Consider the following 14,762-nt stretch of genomic DNA (forward strand, 5'->3'; position numbering starts at 1 on the left):
TGTTGAACGCTACCAAAAAAAGACAAGAGCTTCTGGGAGGGAAGGCATGAGCCGGGCGCTCGCCGTCTTCCACGGCCGTTTTGGCCGGGCGACGGTCTATCAGTTGAACCGCCCTTTCAACATCCACGCACATCGCGAAGGTCATTTGATCTTTCATGTCGGGGGGCGCTCGGCATGCATCGATGTCAACGATGGACGTTACGAGCTCACCGAAGGTTCCGTGGTCGCGATCAATCCATGGGAACCGCATAATTTCCTGCCGTCAGATCTCGACGGCGGCGCCGTATTCTTCGTGCTCTATGTCAACGCGGAGTGGTTCGCCCCCGATGCGCCCGGCACCGACCGCCTGCGCTTTGGACGCACTCAGTTCACGCGGTCGGCTGCGCTGGACAAGCATATCAGGCACGCAGCTGCCCTCGTGTGCGGCGCCCCCTCGCTCAACAGCCTCGATGGCGAGCTGAGAGGTCTGATCGATATCTGTTACGACGAAAGCTGGCAGCAGGCCGCGCTCGCGCGTGATCCGCGCGCAAGCGGTTCCATCACCGATTTTCGCGTGCGCAAGTGCATCAAGATGATGTCGGAGAGCCCCGGTGCCGAGATCGAACTCGACACCATCGCGCGAGAATCCGGGCTATCCCGACCACATTTCTACCGGCTGTTCCGCACCCAGACCGGTGTCACCCCACACCTCTACGTCAACACGCTGATGATGGAGCACGCACTGGAAGCACTCGTGGCGAGCGAGGCGCCGATCGCCGATATCGGCTTCGATCTCGGCTTCTCCTCGCAGAGCGGCTTCACCCGCTTCTTCGCCGCCAATGTCGGGATGGCACCGACCGATTATCGCCGCGCGGCCAAAGTTTTGCGCGCCTGACGGGCGTGCGAAAAGATACTCACGATCAAACGCCTCCCTTACAGCCCCATTAGGATGTGCGGAACGCGGTCCCGACAAGAGGACCGCGCGATAGGGAGCGTACGTTCATGGCAGGGCTTGCGGCCGGTAACGGTCTGCGTGCCCTCTCACCTCGCTCGCGGGGAGAGGGTTGGAGCGACGTGACGGCGGAGCGGCGATCATGATCCGCTTTGTCGAGCGTCATCCTGCCTGGGCGCTGATTGTCATCATCGCGGTCGCAGTGGCGCTGTGGCTGATCTTCGCAGTGTGGCCGCCCGGTCTCGAAGAGGCCGTCGGCCGCAAGCGCGTCTTCCTCAACGCCGTCTTCAACGGCATTACACTCGGCGGTCTCTATTTCCTCGTCGCCAGCGGTTTTACGCTGATCTTCGGCCTGATGCGCAACGTCAATCTCGCGCACGGCTCGCTCTATCTGTTCGGTGGCTATGTCGGCTACGCCATCAGCGCCTCGACCGGGTCCTGGATTCTCTCATTCATCGTCGCCTTCATCCTGACAGCGCTGGTTGGCGTCCTGCTTCAGGTTGTCGTTTTCCGTCGCATGGAGGGGCAGGATCTGCGCCAGACCATGGTGACGATCGGGCTCTCGATCGTGTTCGCCGATCTGATGCTGTGGGCCTGCGGCGGCGATTTCTACCAGATCCAGACCCCGAGCTGGCTGATCGGGCCGATCGACTTGCCGCTGCTCACCGCGATCAAATCCTCGGGCGAGCCGGTGTATCTGCGTTATCCGCTGGTGCGGCTCGTGATCTTCCTGGCCTCCGTAATCATCGGCGTCGCGATGTGGCTGGCACTCAACCGCACCCGGATCGGCATGATCATCCGCGCCGGCGTCGATGACCGCGACATCCTCGCCGCCACCGGCGTCCGCATTCAGGTCGTCTTCGTGCTCGTCTTCGCGCTCGGTGCCGGGCTCGCCGGCATCGCCGGCGTGGTCGGCGGCACTTTCCAGTCGCTCTCGCCTGGCGAGGACATCCGCTTTCTGCTCGCATCCCTCGTCGTCGTGATCGTCGGCGGCATGGGCTCGATCCCCGGTGCCGCGCTCGGCGCGCTGATCATCGGCCTCGCCGAGCAGCTCGGCTCGGTCTACATCCCGACCTACGCCATCGTCGTGACGTTCCTGATCATGGTGCTGGTACTGGCCGTGCGGCCCCAGGGCCTGCTGGCGAGGCGCTGAGATGTCCGTCACCCACGATGCCGGCATTCAGGTTCGCAAAGCCGCCTCTCTGGCAGAGCGTCCGGCCGCGCGCGGCTCGCCCGACATCAACAATCCCGCGGCCTGGATCGTGGCGATCATTCTCTTGATCATGCCGCTGATCGCCAACGGCTTCTTCCTGATCGAGATTTTTGCGACGACGCTGATCCTCGGCACCATCGCGCTCAGTCTGATGTTCCTGGCCGGCTATGGCGGCATGGTCAGCTTGATGCAGCTCACCATCGCGGGCTTTTGCGCCTACATGGTCGCGGTGTTCGGCGCCAGCGGCAACGCCAATATCAGCCTGGGTTGGCCGTGGTGGCTGGCGGTGCCGATGGCGCTAACGCTGGCGACGATCTTCGGCACCCTCGGCGGCGCGCTCGCGGTGCGCACCGAGGGCATCTACACCATCATGATTACGCTAGCGATCGGCGCAGCGTTTTACTACTTCACCAACCAGAACTGGGCGATCTTCAACGGCCACACCGGCATCAACAATGTCGCCACGCCGCATTTCTGGGGCGTCAATTGGCGCTGGGATATTCCCTTCTACTATGTCGTGCTTGCGGTCGCAGCAATCTGCTACTTCGCCGTCGATTACGTCTCACGGGCGCCGTTTGGGCTGGCGCTTCAGGGCGTGCGCGACAATCCGCGCCGCATGGCCGCGCTCGGCTTCAACGTCAATGCGCACCGCGTCGCGGCCTATGCGGTGGCCTCCTTCATCGCGGGCCTCGCCGGCGTGCTTCAGGTCTGGAACTATCGGCAGATTTCCCCGGGCACGGTCAGTGTCGGCGCCTGCATCGACATCCTGATCATCGCCATCGTCGGCGGCATCACCCGTCCGGTCGGCCCCTATATCGGCGCGCTGGTTTTCGTTCTCCTGCGCACCTTCGCGCTCGACTTTCTGGTCAAGATCGGGCTCGACGGTAATCGCTTCCGCCTGCTGATCGGGCTCGGCTTCCTCGCCATCGTGTTCTGGTCGTCGGACGGCGTGATCGGCTTGTGGCAGCGCTGGCGCCGGAGCCAGCGTCCTCAGGCGGATGGCGCTGGCGGAGGGCGCGGCCATGGATAGCGTCGCGCAACGCCTCTCCGCCGTCGGCGCCGGTGCCGCGCTGGAGCTGCGCGGCGTGACGCGGCTGTTCGGCGCGCTCGCGGCGCTGACCGACGTCACCATCACCGTCCGCCCCGGCGAACGCCGCGCCGTGCTCGGCTCCAACGGTGCCGGCAAGACCACGCTGTTCAACTGCATCACCGGCGACTTCCCGCCCTCCTCCGGCACAATCCGCTTCTTCGGCGAGGATGTTACGCACTTCCCGCCCTATGAACGCATCCGCCGCGGTCTCAGGCGAACTTATCAGATCTCGGCGCTGTTCCCCGGTCTCACCGTGCAGGACAATGTCTATCTCGCCTGCCGCGGCGTTTCCCGCGGCCGATTCTCGTTCCTGCGCCCCGGACGGAACGACGCGCTGATGTACGCCGCCGATAATCTCGTGCAGGCGGTACATCTGACTGCGGTGAAGGACCGGCGCGTCGCCGAGCTTGCGCATGGCCAGCAGCGCCAGCTCGAGATCGCGCTGGCGCTTGCCGGCGCGCCACGCTTCGTGCTGTTCGATGAGCCCGCGGCCGGCCTCTCGCCTACCGAGCGCGCCGAACTGGTCGAGATCCTGACCTCGCTGCCGGCGCATATCGGCTACATCATCATCGAGCACGACATGGACGTGGCCTTGCGCGTCGTCGAGAGCGTGACGATGATGCACAACGGCCGCATCTTCAAGGAGGGCTTGCCGGAGGAGATCCAGTCCGACCCCGAGGTGCAGGAACTTTATCTCGGAGGTGGCCATGAGTGAGGTCCGCCGCGCTCCCGTCGCGCTCGAGGTCCGCGGCCTCGACGTCTATTACGGGCATTCGCACGCGCTGCAGGGCGTCGACCTCTCGCTCGATGCCGGCGTGTTCTCCGTGGTCGGCCGCAACGGCATGGGCAAGACCACGCTGTGCAAGGCCATCATGGGCCTTGTACCCGTGAGCGGCGGCTCGATCCGCGTCCGCGGCGAGGACATCACCCGGCGGCCGCCTGCTCACATCGCGCGGCTCGGTGTCGGCTATGTGCCCCAAGGTCGCCGCCTATGGCGCTCGCTGACCGTTGACGAGCATTTGCAACTCGCGGGCGGGATGCGCTCCGGCGCCTGGACCGTCGAGCGCATCTACGACACCTTCCCGCGGCTGGCCGAACGGAAGGACCATGGCGGCGGCCAGCTCTCTGGTGGCGAGCAGCAGATGCTTGCGATCTCGCGCGCGCTGGTAACCAATCCGCATCTCCTGATCATGGACGAGCCGACCGAAGGGCTCGCGCCCGTGATTGTCGCCCAAGTCGAGGAGATGCTGCAGCAGTTGGGCGAAGACGGCGATATGTCCGTGCTCGTGATCGAGCAGAACATCGGCGTCGCGACCGCGATCTCGCGCAATGTCGCGATCATGGTCAACGGTCGGATCAACCGCATCATCGACTCGGCGCGCCTCGCCGCCGACCGCGAGCTTCAGCAGCGCCTGCTTGGCGTCGGGCTGCACGCCGAGCTGGAGCCGGATGTCGATGCGCCCGCGGCCGGTGGCGAAACGAACCCGGCGCCACAGCGCGCGCGCGCGAGCGGCCCGATTCGCATCTACATCTCCAACCCGACACCGCCGACACGCTGGTCCCAGCCGGTCCCGATCGGGCGGATCGAAGCGGCGGCCCGCACGCTGTCGACCCAGGTTGCCCGCCTCGACGAGACCGCGCGGCGCAAGCGCGAGCGGGCGACGGCGCAGACCTCCGGGCCCCCCGTCGTGCTGGTTGTCGGCACGCTCGACACCAAAGGCACGGAGCTGCGCTTCATCCGCGACATTATCGCCGAAAGCGGCCTTCGCACCCGGCTAGTCGACGTCTCCACCAGCGGCAAACACGCGACTTGCGATGTCTCCGCACAGGAGATCGCGCTGAACCACGGCCGCGGCGGCTCCGCCGTGTTCGGCCCGGACCGCGGCGCCGCGGTGACGGCGATGGCGGATGCGTTTGCCAACTGGATCAAGCGCCAAGGCGACATCGCCGGCGTGATCTCGGCGGGCGGCTCGGGCGCGGCCTCGCTGGTCGCCCCCGGAATGCGCACCCTCCCCGTCGGCCTGCCAAAGCTGATCATCTCGTCAGTCGCGTCAGGCGACGTCGGGCCTTATGTCGGTCCCGCCGACATCACCATGATGCATTCGGTCACCGACGTGCAGGGCCTCAATTCGATCTCGCGCGCTGTGCTGTCGAATGGCGCCAACGCCATCGCCGGCATGGTTAAGGCACGTCTCGATCAGCGCGAGGCCAGGGAACGCACGGCCAGCGCCGGCCTGCCGTCGGTCGGCATCACCATGTTCGGCGTCACCACGCCGGCGGTGCAGAAGATCACGGCCGATCTGCGCGAGGACTTCGAGTGCCTCGTCTTCCACGCCACCGGCGTCGGCGGCCGCTCGATGGAGAAGCTGGTCGACTCCGGCCAGCTAGCTGGGATCATCGATCTCACCACAACGGAAATCTGTGACCTCCTGATGGGTGGCGTGTTTCCGGCTACCGACGACCGCTTTGGCGCGATCATCCGCACGCGCGTGCCCTATATCGGCTCGGTCGGCGCGCTCGACATGGTCAACTTCGGCGCGCCAGACACCATTCCCGAGCGCTACCGCACGCGAAAGTTCCACGTCCACAATCCGCAGGTGACTCTGATGCGGACGACCGTGGAGGAGAATGAGCGCATGGGCCGCTGGATTGGCGAGCGGCTCAACCAGATGGACGGGCCGGTACGCTTCTTCCTGCCGGAGGGCGGCGTCTCCGCGCTCGATGGCCGCGGTCAGCCGTTCTGGGACCCCGAGGCTGATGCCGCCCTGTTCCGCACACTGGAGCGCACGGTGCGTGCGACCGGCAATCGCCAGCTCATCCGTGTCAAGCAGAACATCAACGATCCCGAGTTCGCCTCGACCATCGTCAGCGCATTCCGAACACTATTCGGACGCGCCGGGGCGCGCCGGAGACTAGCGAGGTGACCGATGGCCCGGTTTGAACGCGCAGCACTCCTGAAACGGTTTCGCGAGATGGCGAGGCGCGGCGAGCCAATCGTCGGCGGCGGCGCCGGCACTGGCCTATCAGCCAAGTGCGAGGAGGCCGGCGGCGTCGACCTCATCGTCATCTACAATTCCGGCCGCTACCGCATGGCCGGCCGCGGCTCGCTCGCGGGGCTGATGGCCTATGGCGACGCCAATGCCATCGTATTGGAGATGGCCAGCGAGGTGCTACCCGTGGTCGGCCAGACCCCGGTGCTTGCAGGCGTCAACGGCACCGATCCGTTTCGCGACATGGACGTCTTCCTCGATCAGCTGAAGGCACTCGGTTTTGCCGGTGTCCAGAACTTTCCGACGGTCGGCCTGATCGACGGCACCTTCCGCGCCAATCTCGAGGAGACCGGCATGTCCTATGCGCTCGAGATCGACATGATCGCCAAGGCGCACGAGAAGGACATGCTGACCACGCCTTACGTGTTCAGTGAGAAAGAGGCCGCCGCAATGGCAATCGCCGGCGCCGACATCATCGTCTGTCACATGGGACTGACGACCGGCGGCACGATCGGCGCGCAGACCGCACTGAAGCTGAAGGCCTGCCCGGCACGCATCGACATTTGGGCTTCGGCCGCACTCAGCGTCAATCCGGACATCCTGGTGCTGGCTCATGGCGGGCCGATCGCGGATCCCGCCGATGCCGATTTCATCATGAAGAACACCCGCCACTGCCACGGCTTCTACGGCGCGTCCTCGATGGAGCGGCTGCCGGTGGAGCGGGCGCTGACGGAACAGGTGCGTCAATTCAAGGCGATCGGCGCGCGTTAACGCCGGAAGGTTCGAGGGAGGAAAAGATGTCAGGGATGCTGGTCGGTGAATTGATCCTCTGGCTGATCGTCGCGATCATCGTGATCGTGGTTGGCGTCTACATCGTCAACTGGCTCTACCACCGTTCCTCCAAGGAGGTGTCGTTCGTCCGCACCGGCCTCCTCGGCGAACGCGTGGTGATCAACGGCGGCGCCTTCGTGCTGCCCTTCATCCACGACTACACGCCGGTCAACATGAACGTGCAGCCGATGGGAATCGTGCGTTCGCGGCAGGACGCCGTGATCACCCGCGACCGCATGCGCGTCGACATCGAGGCCGACTTCTATGTCCGGGTCCAGGCGACCCGCGAAGCCGTCTCTATCGCTGCCGCCACCCTCGGCCGCCGCACCATGGAGCCGGAAAAGCTCCATGCGCTGCTGGCCGGCAAATTCATTTCCGCGATCCGCTCGGTCGCGTCCGAAATGACCCTTGAAGAGATGCATGAACGTCGCGGCGACTATGTCGCGCGCGTCAAGACCAATGCGGCCGAAGCCCTCGCCCTGAACGGCCTCGAGCTCGAATCCGTCGCGATCACCGATCTCGACCAGACCGACCTCGAATTCTTCAATCCTTCGAATCGCTTCGACGCCGAAGGCTTGACCCAGCTGATGCAGGACATCGAGGCCCGGCGCAAGCTGCGCAATGACATCGAGCAGGATTCGATGATCAAAATCCGTACCCGCAATCTGGAGGCCGAGCGGCAGGCGCTCGACATCGAGCGCGAGAGCGAGACGGCGCGGCTGGAGCAGGAACGCGACATCGAGATGCGCCGCGCGCTCCAGCGCACCGAAGTCGCCCGCGAACGCGCGCTGCGCGAGACCGAAGCCGAGCAGGCGCAGATCTCCGCGCGCGAAACCATCGAGCGCGCCCGTATCGCCAATGAGCAGGCGATTGCCGAAGCCCGCATCGCCTCCGAGCGCGAGACCCGCCAGAAGGAGATCGAGCGCACCCGCACCATCGAGGAGAAGGAGCTGTTGGCGCGGGAGGAGATCGAGAAGACTCGTATCGCCAATCAGCGCTCGATCGACACCACGCGGATCGCCAGCGAACGCGAGGTCCGCCAGCGCGAGATCGAGCGGATGCGTACGGTTGAGGAAGCCGAGATCGCGGCCCGTGAGGCGATCGAAAAAGCCCGGATCCAGCAGGACCGCGTCGTCACCGACGCTCGCATTGCCAACGAGGAAGAAACACGCCGCCGCGAGATCGAGCGCACCCGCGCCGTCGATGAGGCCGAAATCGCTGCACGCGAGACTACCGAAAAGGCCCGTATCGCCCAGACCTTGATCGTCAATATCGAGCGCATCTCCTCCGACGAACGCACCCGCGCGCTGGAGATCAAGCAGGTCCGCACCATCCAGGAGGCCGAGATCGAGGCGCAGCGCGCCGTCGAGGCGGCCCGGATCACCCGCGAGCGGACGCTCGCCGCCGAACGCATCGCCGCCGAGCAAAACACCCGCCAGTTGGAGATCGAGCGTAACCAGACCCTCGAAATCGCCGGCATCGCCGCACGCGAGACCACCGAGGCCTCGCGCATCGCACAGGAAGAGCGCGTCCGCTCCCTGGAGATCGCCCGCAACCGCGCCGTCGAGGAGGCCGACATCGCCTCTCGCGAAGCGATCGAGGCGGCCCGCATCGCCCAGGAGAAAGCGGTCGCGGTCGAGCGTATCCAGGCCGAGCGCGACACCGGCTCGCTCGAAATCGAGCGAACCGGCGTGCTGGAGGTAGCCGAGCTGAAGCGGCGCGATGCGATCGAGCGCCAGCGGATCACCGTCGATCTCGCGCTGGAGGCCGAGCGGATCACCTCCTCCAAGACGCGCGAGGTGCTCAACATCGAGCAGAAGAAGGCAATCGAGATCGCCGATGAAGACCGCGTCATCGCGCTGTCCGCCAAGAAGTCCGAGCGGATCGACGCCGACCGCCAGGTCCGGCAGGCCGAAATCGTCGCCCGCAAGGAGGTTGAAACCACCGACGTCTCGCGCGAGCAGGCGCTGGAAGCCGCTCGCCTCGAACGCCGCCGCGCGATTGAGCAGCTCGAGGTCGCCCGCGTCCAGTCGTTGCAGGAGGCCGAGATCGCCTCTCGCGAGGAAGTCGAGCGCGCCCGCATCTCCTCCGATCGCGGCCTGGACGAGGCCCGCATCGGCCGCGAACGCGAGCTGCGCAAGCTCGAGATCAACCGCGAGAAGGAGGTCGAGACGGTCCTGATGGAGAAGGCGATCGCCATTCACCAGAAATCGTTGGAAGAATCCGCCGCCAAGGCGATGGCCGAGGAAGCGCGGATGAGGGCCACCGAGGCGACCGAGCGCGTCATCACCGCGCGCGAAAGCGAGATCGCGAAGCGGCGCAGGACGGTCGAGGTGATGCTCGCCGAGAAGCAGGCCGAGGAGACCCGGATTGCCGCCGACGCCGAGCGCGTCCGCGCCACCGTTGAGGCCGAGGCTCAGCGAATGCTCAACGAGGCCGAGAACGTGCTGACCGACCAGGCGCGCTACTCGCTGTTCCGCCGAAAGTTGCTCGACCGCATCGAGGGCATCGTGCGCGAAAGCGTCAAGCCGATGGAGAAGATCGAGGGCATTCGCATCCTCCAGGTCGACGGCCTCAACGGTAATGGCGGCGGGGGCAATGGCGGCCGCAGCGCCACCGACGAGGTGATCGACTCGGCGCTACGCTACCGCATGCAGGCGCCGCTGATCGACTCCCTCCTTGCCGACATTGGCGTTGAGGGCGGGAGCCTTTCAAGGATGCCGGGTCTGATCCGCGAGGCCCGCGACATGCAGGGCATCAAGGAGTCCGCGCGCAAGGGCGGCGGCGAAAAGCAGGCAACCTCCCTGCCCGCAACTGAGGGCGGCGCTGAACCGCCGGTCGAGCGCAGTCCGCGGAAAAAGAGCTGAGGTCTGACCTATGCCCCGCGTCTACGTCTCAACCGTCGTCAATGCGCGCAACGACCGCGTCTGGGCGCGGGTGCGCGACTTCAACGGCCTGCCGAACTGGCACCCCGCGATCGCCGAAAGTCGCATCGAGGGCGGCGAGCCCGCGGACAAGATCGGATGTGTGCGAGATTTTCGCCTGCGCAATGGTGACCGCATCCGCGAGAAGCTTTTGGGCCTCTCCGATTACGACATGTTCTGCACCTATTCGATCCTGGAATCCCCGATGGGCGTCGAGAACTATGTCGCGACCTTGCGGCTGACGCCCGTCACCGACGGCGACCAGACCTTTGTCGAATGGACCGCCGAGTTCGACTGCGCGCCCGAGCGGGAGACCGAGCTTGTCGGCAATATCGGCGGCGGCGTGTTCCAGGGCGGGTTCGATGCGCTGAAGCGCGTGTTCGGAGGCTAACGAAGGTGCCGCATATCGTCAAAAGCACCATCCTCGACGCGCCGACCGATGCCGCGTGGGCGATGCTGCGCGATTTCAACGGGCACGACCGCTGGCACCCGGCGGTTGCGACCTCCGCAATCGAGCGCGCGCATTCTTCCGACAAGATCGGCTGCATCAGGCGGTTCAAGCTCAAGGACGGCGCCGAGCTGCGCGAGCAATTGCTGGCGCTGTCAGACCTCGAACAGAGTTTTAGCTACTGCCTGCTCGATACCCCGATCCCGATGTTCAACTACGTCGCCCATGTCCGCCTGCTGCCGGTCACCGACGGCGACCGCACCTTCTGGCACTGGGAGTCGCGCTTTACGACCAAGCCCGAAGACCGCGACCGCCTCACTCATATGGTCGCGGAAGACATTTATCAGGCCGGATTCGAAGCAATCCGCCGGCATCTGAAGGAGGCCGCATAGGCATGGCCGTAACCGTGAAGACTTTCACCAGCGCCAGCGAGGCGGCAGGCGCGCTGTCCTCCGACCGCAGCGCCCGCTATTTCGGCGGCGGCACGCTGATCATGCGAGCGCTGAACGAGGGAGATGTTGCCATCTCGACTGTCGTCCGGGCGCAGGATCAGGCGCTGACCCGCATCGAAGCCTCCGGTCCGCGCGTGACACTCGGTGCCGGCGTCACCTTCGCGCGCGTCCTCGCCGAACGCGATCTCGGCTTCCTGCACGCCCCTGCCCGCTCCATCGGCGGCCCCGCCGTGCGCAACATGGGGACCGTCGGCGGCAATCTGTTTGCGCCAAACCCCTACGGCGATTTCACCGTCGCGCTGCTTGCGCTCGATGCCACCGTCACCGTCGCGGGCGGCTTTGGTGCACGCGACATCCCGATCGAGGAGTTCTTGCAGGCACGCGAACGGCAGACTGGGACATTGGTGCTTTCCGTATCTTGCACTCGGCCGGCCAGCACCGAGGCGTTCCGCTATCGCAAGATTGCCCGCATCAAGCCGAAGGGCGGCTCGGTCATCACACTTGCCGCACATGTGCCGATCAGCGGTGGCCGGATCGCTGGCGCGCGGATCGCGCTGGGCTCGATGGCACCGACGCAGATCCGCGCCCGCGCCGCCGAGCGCGCGCTGGAGGGGCGCTCGCTGGATACGGCATCCATCGCGGCCGCCGCCTCCGCGGCGACCGAGGGAACATCGCCAGCCGACAACGCACTCGGCAGCGCCTGGTATCGCCGCGAGATCGTCGGCGTGTATCTGCGCCGCCTGCTGTCGGGACAGGAATAGAGCCAATGTCCAAGATACCCCTGCAATTTCGTCATAACGGCCGCGACGTCGCGATCTTCGTCGACGGCGGCACCAATCTGCTGGTCGCACTGCGCGAGCTGATCGGCGACATGACGCCGAAATTCGGCTGCGGTCAGGGCGGCTGCGGCACATGCAGCGTATTGATCGACGGCGAGCTTCATCTCTCCTGCCTGACACTGGCGGAAACTGTTGCCGGTCGCTCCATCGAAACGCTCGACGGCATGAAGCAGGGCCTCAACCTGCACCCGCTCCAGCGCGCCTTCGCCGACCATTTTGCTGCCCAGTGCGGTTATTGCACGCCGGGCATGCTGATGGCCGCAAAATCCCTGCTCGACCGTAATCCCTCGCCGAGCCGCGACGAGGTGGTCGAGGCGATCTCCGGCAACATCTGCCGCTGCACCGGCTACGAGCCGATCATCAATGCCATCCTCGCCGCCGCCGGCGGCAGGGCCAGCGCTTAAGGGAAGTCGACCATGCTGGAACTGCGCAAGGACATTTTCGCCGACGAGCGTGACGATAATTTGAAGGAGATCGGCAAGGGCACGCAGCGGCAGGACATGCTCGGCCACGTCACGGGCACATCGAGCTATTTCAACGACCACAAGCTCCAAGGCATGCTGCATCTGAAGGTGGTGCGATCGAGCCATGCGCATGCGAGGATTCGCCGCATCGACACCGCCGAGGCCGAACGCTCGGCCGGCGTGCGCCGGATCATCCGCGGCGCCGACGTGCCGGTCAATCTCAACACGCTTCTCAGCCTGATCAATTTCGGCAAGGACGACGAGCCGTCGCTTGCCGTCGATAAGGTCCGCTACAAGGGCGAGCCGATCGTCGCCATCGTCGCCGACAGCGAGCGCGAGGCGTTCGAGGCGGTCGCAAAGGTCAAGGTCGACTACGAACCGCTGCCGGCCGTGTTCGACGTCGAGGATGCGCTGAAGCCGGGCGCGCCCGTGGTCAACGAAACCTACCCGAAGAACACGTTCACCTATCACGAAGCTTATGATCACCAGAAGCTGCGCTTCGGCGATGCCGACGCAGCACTCGCGACCGCCGATCACGTGCTGGAGCAGCGCTACCAGATGTCGCCGATCGAGCACGCGCCGACCGAGACCAACGGCGCGATTGCGGCCCCTGATACCAACGGCCGCTATGTCGTCTATACCTCGACGCAGGCGCTGTTCTTCTCGGTCGACACCTGCGCGAAGATTTTGGACGTGCCCTCCAACACTTTCCACTTCATCGGCGGCACCGTCGGCGGCGGTTTTGGCGGCAAGGTGGACACGCTGACCGAGCCGCTCGCGATTCTCGGCGCGATGCTGACGGGGCGGCCCGTGCGCTACGTGTTCGGACGCGAGGAGGAGATGCAATACGGCCCGCCGCGCGGCGCCGAGCGCATCTACATCAAGGACGGCGTGATGCGCGATGGCCGCGTCGTCGCGCGCAAGATCCGATGCTATTTCGACAGCGGCGCCTATACGCGGCTGTCAAGCTACGCCGCCGTGAAATGTGCCGCGCATCTGCCGGGCCCCTACACCATCCCGAACGTCTATGGCGACGTCTATTGCGTCTTCACCAACCGCACGCCGGCCACTGCCATGCGCGGCTTCGGCGTCACCGCAATGGACTTTGCAATCGAGTGCCAGATGGACAAGTTGGCAAACCTCGTGAACATGGATCCGATGGAGTTCCGAATCCTGAATGCCTATCGCGACGGCGATATGAAGGCGCACCGGCGCGAGGCCAAGAACACCGCGCTGATCGAATGCGTGCAGGTCGCGGCCGAAAAGGCAAAGTGGCCGCTCCGCGAGGAGTTCAAGCGGGCCTCCTCACGAAAGGACGGCGGCGGTAGTCGTGCCGTCATCCCGCCGACGCCAGCGGACTCTTCGCGCACGAGGCCCACTGCTCCAGCGCAGCAGCGCACTAGCTACGACCGGCTTCCGCCCACCGTCACCCGCGAACCGCCGCGCGAGCCACCACCGCCAGCTCCGCCGCCGCCCTCGCCGCGGCCGGCAGCACCCTCGCACGGAGCAACCCGCTTCTCCTCCGTCTTCGGCACCAGGAGGCGCTAGATGACCCGGCATCGCGGACGCGGCATCGCGTCGATCAACTATCCCATCGGCATGAATCTGGGCGGCGATCCCAGCCAGGCACTGGTGCATTCCAACCCGAGCGGCAAGTTCACGGTGGCGCTGTCGTCGATCGACCTCGGCCAGGGCATGAAGTCGGTGACGCGGCAGATCTGCGCGGAAACGCTCGGCGTGCCGGTCGAGGACGTCTATGTCGACACCGCGGATTCCGATACCGGTCCGCACTGCATGGGCTCGTTCGCCTCGCGGGGCACCCACCGCGTCGGCAACGCCGTGATGGCGGCCGCGCGCGAGGCACGCGGCGTCATGATGGAGGCGGCCGCCGAGGAGCTCGAGGTCAACGCCGCCGATCTCGAAACCGACGGACGCGGCAACATCCACGTCAAGGGCGCGCCGCATCGCTCGATCTCGACCAAGGACGTCGCGATCGCCGCCCAGTTCAAGCAGGGCAAAACGATCTCGGGCCGCGGGATCTTCTTGGTGCCGCTCTCCGCCGTCGACCCTGAGACCGGCGAGATGTCGCCAGCGACCTGCTACGCTCATGCCTGCCTCGTTGCCGAGGTCGATGTCGACGACGAGACCGGCGAAGTCGCGATGGTGCGGATGGACTCGGCCTATGAGCTCGGCCGCGCGCTCAATCCGCGCCTGGTCGAGCAGCAGCTCGTCGGTGGCGCCTGGATGGGCATCAGCCACGCACTCTACGAGACGACGGAGCCTGTTTATCCCGAGCCCCTGCATGGTCCGCGCGACTTCGTCGAATATCTGATGCCCGGCCCCGGCGACATCTGCCCGCATGATATCGCCGTGCTGGAGCGCCCTGCTCCCGACGGTCCGTTCGGCGCAAAAGGCCCCGGCGAGATGTGCGCCAATCCGGTGCTGCCAGCGGTCGCCAATGCGATCTTCAACGCGGTCGGCGTACACATCGACGACCTGCCGATCACGCCTGAAAAAGTGTTGCGCGCGATAAAGGCCCAGGGCGGCGCGCGGCCGCAGGCGCGGCGCTAGAGGTCTTCG

General features: G+C 65.7%; 13 protein-coding genes. All 13 read left to right on the top strand.

All coding sequences use genetic code 11. From position 1 onward, the window contains the following. The first annotated feature begins 46 nt into the window (after window positions 1-46). Window positions 47-874 carry an AraC family transcriptional regulator gene (locus IVB29_RS00265; RefSeq protein WP_247501378.1) on the top strand — a complete coding sequence of 276 codons (828 nt, stop codon included), beginning with the start codon at window positions 47-49 and terminating at the stop codon, window positions 872-874. Between the two features lie 199 nt (window positions 875-1,073). Beyond that, window positions 1,074-2,084, top strand: coding sequence for a branched-chain amino acid ABC transporter permease (locus IVB29_RS00270; RefSeq protein WP_247501379.1), 1,011 nt, complete (start codon window positions 1,074-1,076; stop codon window positions 2,082-2,084). Between the two features lies 1 nt (window position 2,085). Next, a complete protein-coding gene (locus IVB29_RS00275) occupies window positions 2,086-3,174 on the top strand; it encodes a branched-chain amino acid ABC transporter permease (RefSeq protein ID WP_247501380.1) in 1,089 nt (362 codons plus the stop codon). After that, a complete protein-coding gene (locus IVB29_RS00280) occupies window positions 3,167-3,949 on the top strand; it encodes an ABC transporter ATP-binding protein (protein ID WP_247501381.1) in 783 nt (260 codons plus the stop codon). The genes IVB29_RS00275 and IVB29_RS00280 overlap by 8 nt, the downstream gene beginning before the upstream one ends. Further along, entirely contained in the window at window positions 3,942-6,158 is a 2,217-nt protein-coding gene (locus tag IVB29_RS00285) for an ABC transporter permease (RefSeq protein ID WP_247501382.1), read from the top strand. Before IVB29_RS00280 ends, IVB29_RS00285 begins: the two co-directional genes overlap by 8 nt. A gap of 3 nt (window positions 6,159-6,161) precedes the next feature. Further along, a complete protein-coding gene (locus tag IVB29_RS00290) occupies window positions 6,162-6,995 on the top strand; it encodes a phosphoenolpyruvate hydrolase family protein (RefSeq protein WP_247501383.1) in 834 nt (277 codons plus the stop codon). Window positions 6,996-7,021: 26 nt separating this feature from the next. Then, complete coding sequence (locus IVB29_RS00295) at window positions 7,022-9,922, top strand: flotillin family protein (protein ID WP_247501384.1); 2,901 nt, start codon at window positions 7,022-7,024, stop codon at window positions 9,920-9,922. Window positions 9,923-9,932: 10 nt separating this feature from the next. Next, complete coding sequence (locus tag IVB29_RS00300; RefSeq protein ID WP_200468663.1) at window positions 9,933-10,370, top strand: SRPBCC family protein; 438 nt, start codon at window positions 9,933-9,935, stop codon at window positions 10,368-10,370. Window positions 10,371-10,375: 5 nt separating this feature from the next. Further along, on the top strand, window positions 10,376-10,819 hold the full coding sequence (locus IVB29_RS00305; RefSeq protein WP_247501385.1) for an SRPBCC family protein: 444 nt from the start codon (window positions 10,376-10,378) through the stop codon (window positions 10,817-10,819). A 2-nt stretch (window positions 10,820-10,821) separates the two neighbouring features. After that, window positions 10,822-11,640 (top strand): FAD binding domain-containing protein, encoded by an 819-nt coding sequence (locus tag IVB29_RS00310; protein ID WP_247501386.1) that lies wholly within the window; start codon window positions 10,822-10,824, stop codon window positions 11,638-11,640. 5 nt (window positions 11,641-11,645) lie between these two features. After that, entirely contained in the window at window positions 11,646-12,122 is a 477-nt protein-coding gene (locus IVB29_RS00315; protein ID WP_247501387.1) for a (2Fe-2S)-binding protein, read from the top strand. A gap of 12 nt (window positions 12,123-12,134) precedes the next feature. Next, window positions 12,135-13,730, top strand: coding sequence for a molybdopterin cofactor-binding domain-containing protein (locus IVB29_RS00320; RefSeq protein WP_247501388.1), 1,596 nt, complete (start codon window positions 12,135-12,137; stop codon window positions 13,728-13,730). Further along, window positions 13,731-14,753 (top strand): molybdopterin cofactor-binding domain-containing protein, encoded by a 1,023-nt coding sequence (locus IVB29_RS00325; protein WP_247501389.1) that lies wholly within the window; start codon window positions 13,731-13,733, stop codon window positions 14,751-14,753. Window positions 14,754-14,762 lie beyond the last annotated feature (9 nt).

Origin of the sequence: Bradyrhizobium sp. 1 (assembly GCF_023073315.1) — a bacterium.
Classification (GTDB): Bacteria; Pseudomonadota; Alphaproteobacteria; order Rhizobiales; family Xanthobacteraceae; genus Bradyrhizobium.

What these genes read in the sequence shown, in the direction of transcription:
- IVB29_RS00300 (WP_200468663.1), top strand. Translation starts at nt 9,933, where the DNA reads ATGCCCCGCGTCTACGTCTCAACCGTCGTCAATGCGCGCAACGACCGC.
- IVB29_RS00280 (WP_247501381.1), top strand. Translation starts at nt 3,167, where the DNA reads ATGGATAGCGTCGCGCAACGCCTCTCCGCCGTCGGCGCCGGTGCCGCG.
- IVB29_RS00285 (WP_247501382.1), top strand. Translation starts at nt 3,942, where the DNA reads ATGAGTGAGGTCCGCCGCGCTCCCGTCGCGCTCGAGGTCCGCGGCCTC.
- IVB29_RS00320 (WP_247501388.1), top strand. Translation starts at nt 12,135, where the DNA reads ATGCTGGAACTGCGCAAGGACATTTTCGCCGACGAGCGTGACGATAAT.
- IVB29_RS00295 (WP_247501384.1), top strand. Translation starts at nt 7,022, where the DNA reads ATGTCAGGGATGCTGGTCGGTGAATTGATCCTCTGGCTGATCGTCGCG.
- IVB29_RS00290 (WP_247501383.1), top strand. Translation starts at nt 6,162, where the DNA reads ATGGCCCGGTTTGAACGCGCAGCACTCCTGAAACGGTTTCGCGAGATG.
- IVB29_RS00265 (WP_247501378.1), top strand. Translation starts at nt 47, where the DNA reads ATGAGCCGGGCGCTCGCCGTCTTCCACGGCCGTTTTGGCCGGGCGACG.
- IVB29_RS00310 (WP_247501386.1), top strand. Translation starts at nt 10,822, where the DNA reads ATGGCCGTAACCGTGAAGACTTTCACCAGCGCCAGCGAGGCGGCAGGC.
- IVB29_RS00315 (WP_247501387.1), top strand. Translation starts at nt 11,646, where the DNA reads ATGTCCAAGATACCCCTGCAATTTCGTCATAACGGCCGCGACGTCGCG.
- IVB29_RS00270 (WP_247501379.1), top strand. Translation starts at nt 1,074, where the DNA reads ATGATCCGCTTTGTCGAGCGTCATCCTGCCTGGGCGCTGATTGTCATC.
- IVB29_RS00325 (WP_247501389.1), top strand. Translation starts at nt 13,731, where the DNA reads ATGACCCGGCATCGCGGACGCGGCATCGCGTCGATCAACTATCCCATC.
- IVB29_RS00275 (WP_247501380.1), top strand. Translation starts at nt 2,086, where the DNA reads ATGTCCGTCACCCACGATGCCGGCATTCAGGTTCGCAAAGCCGCCTCT.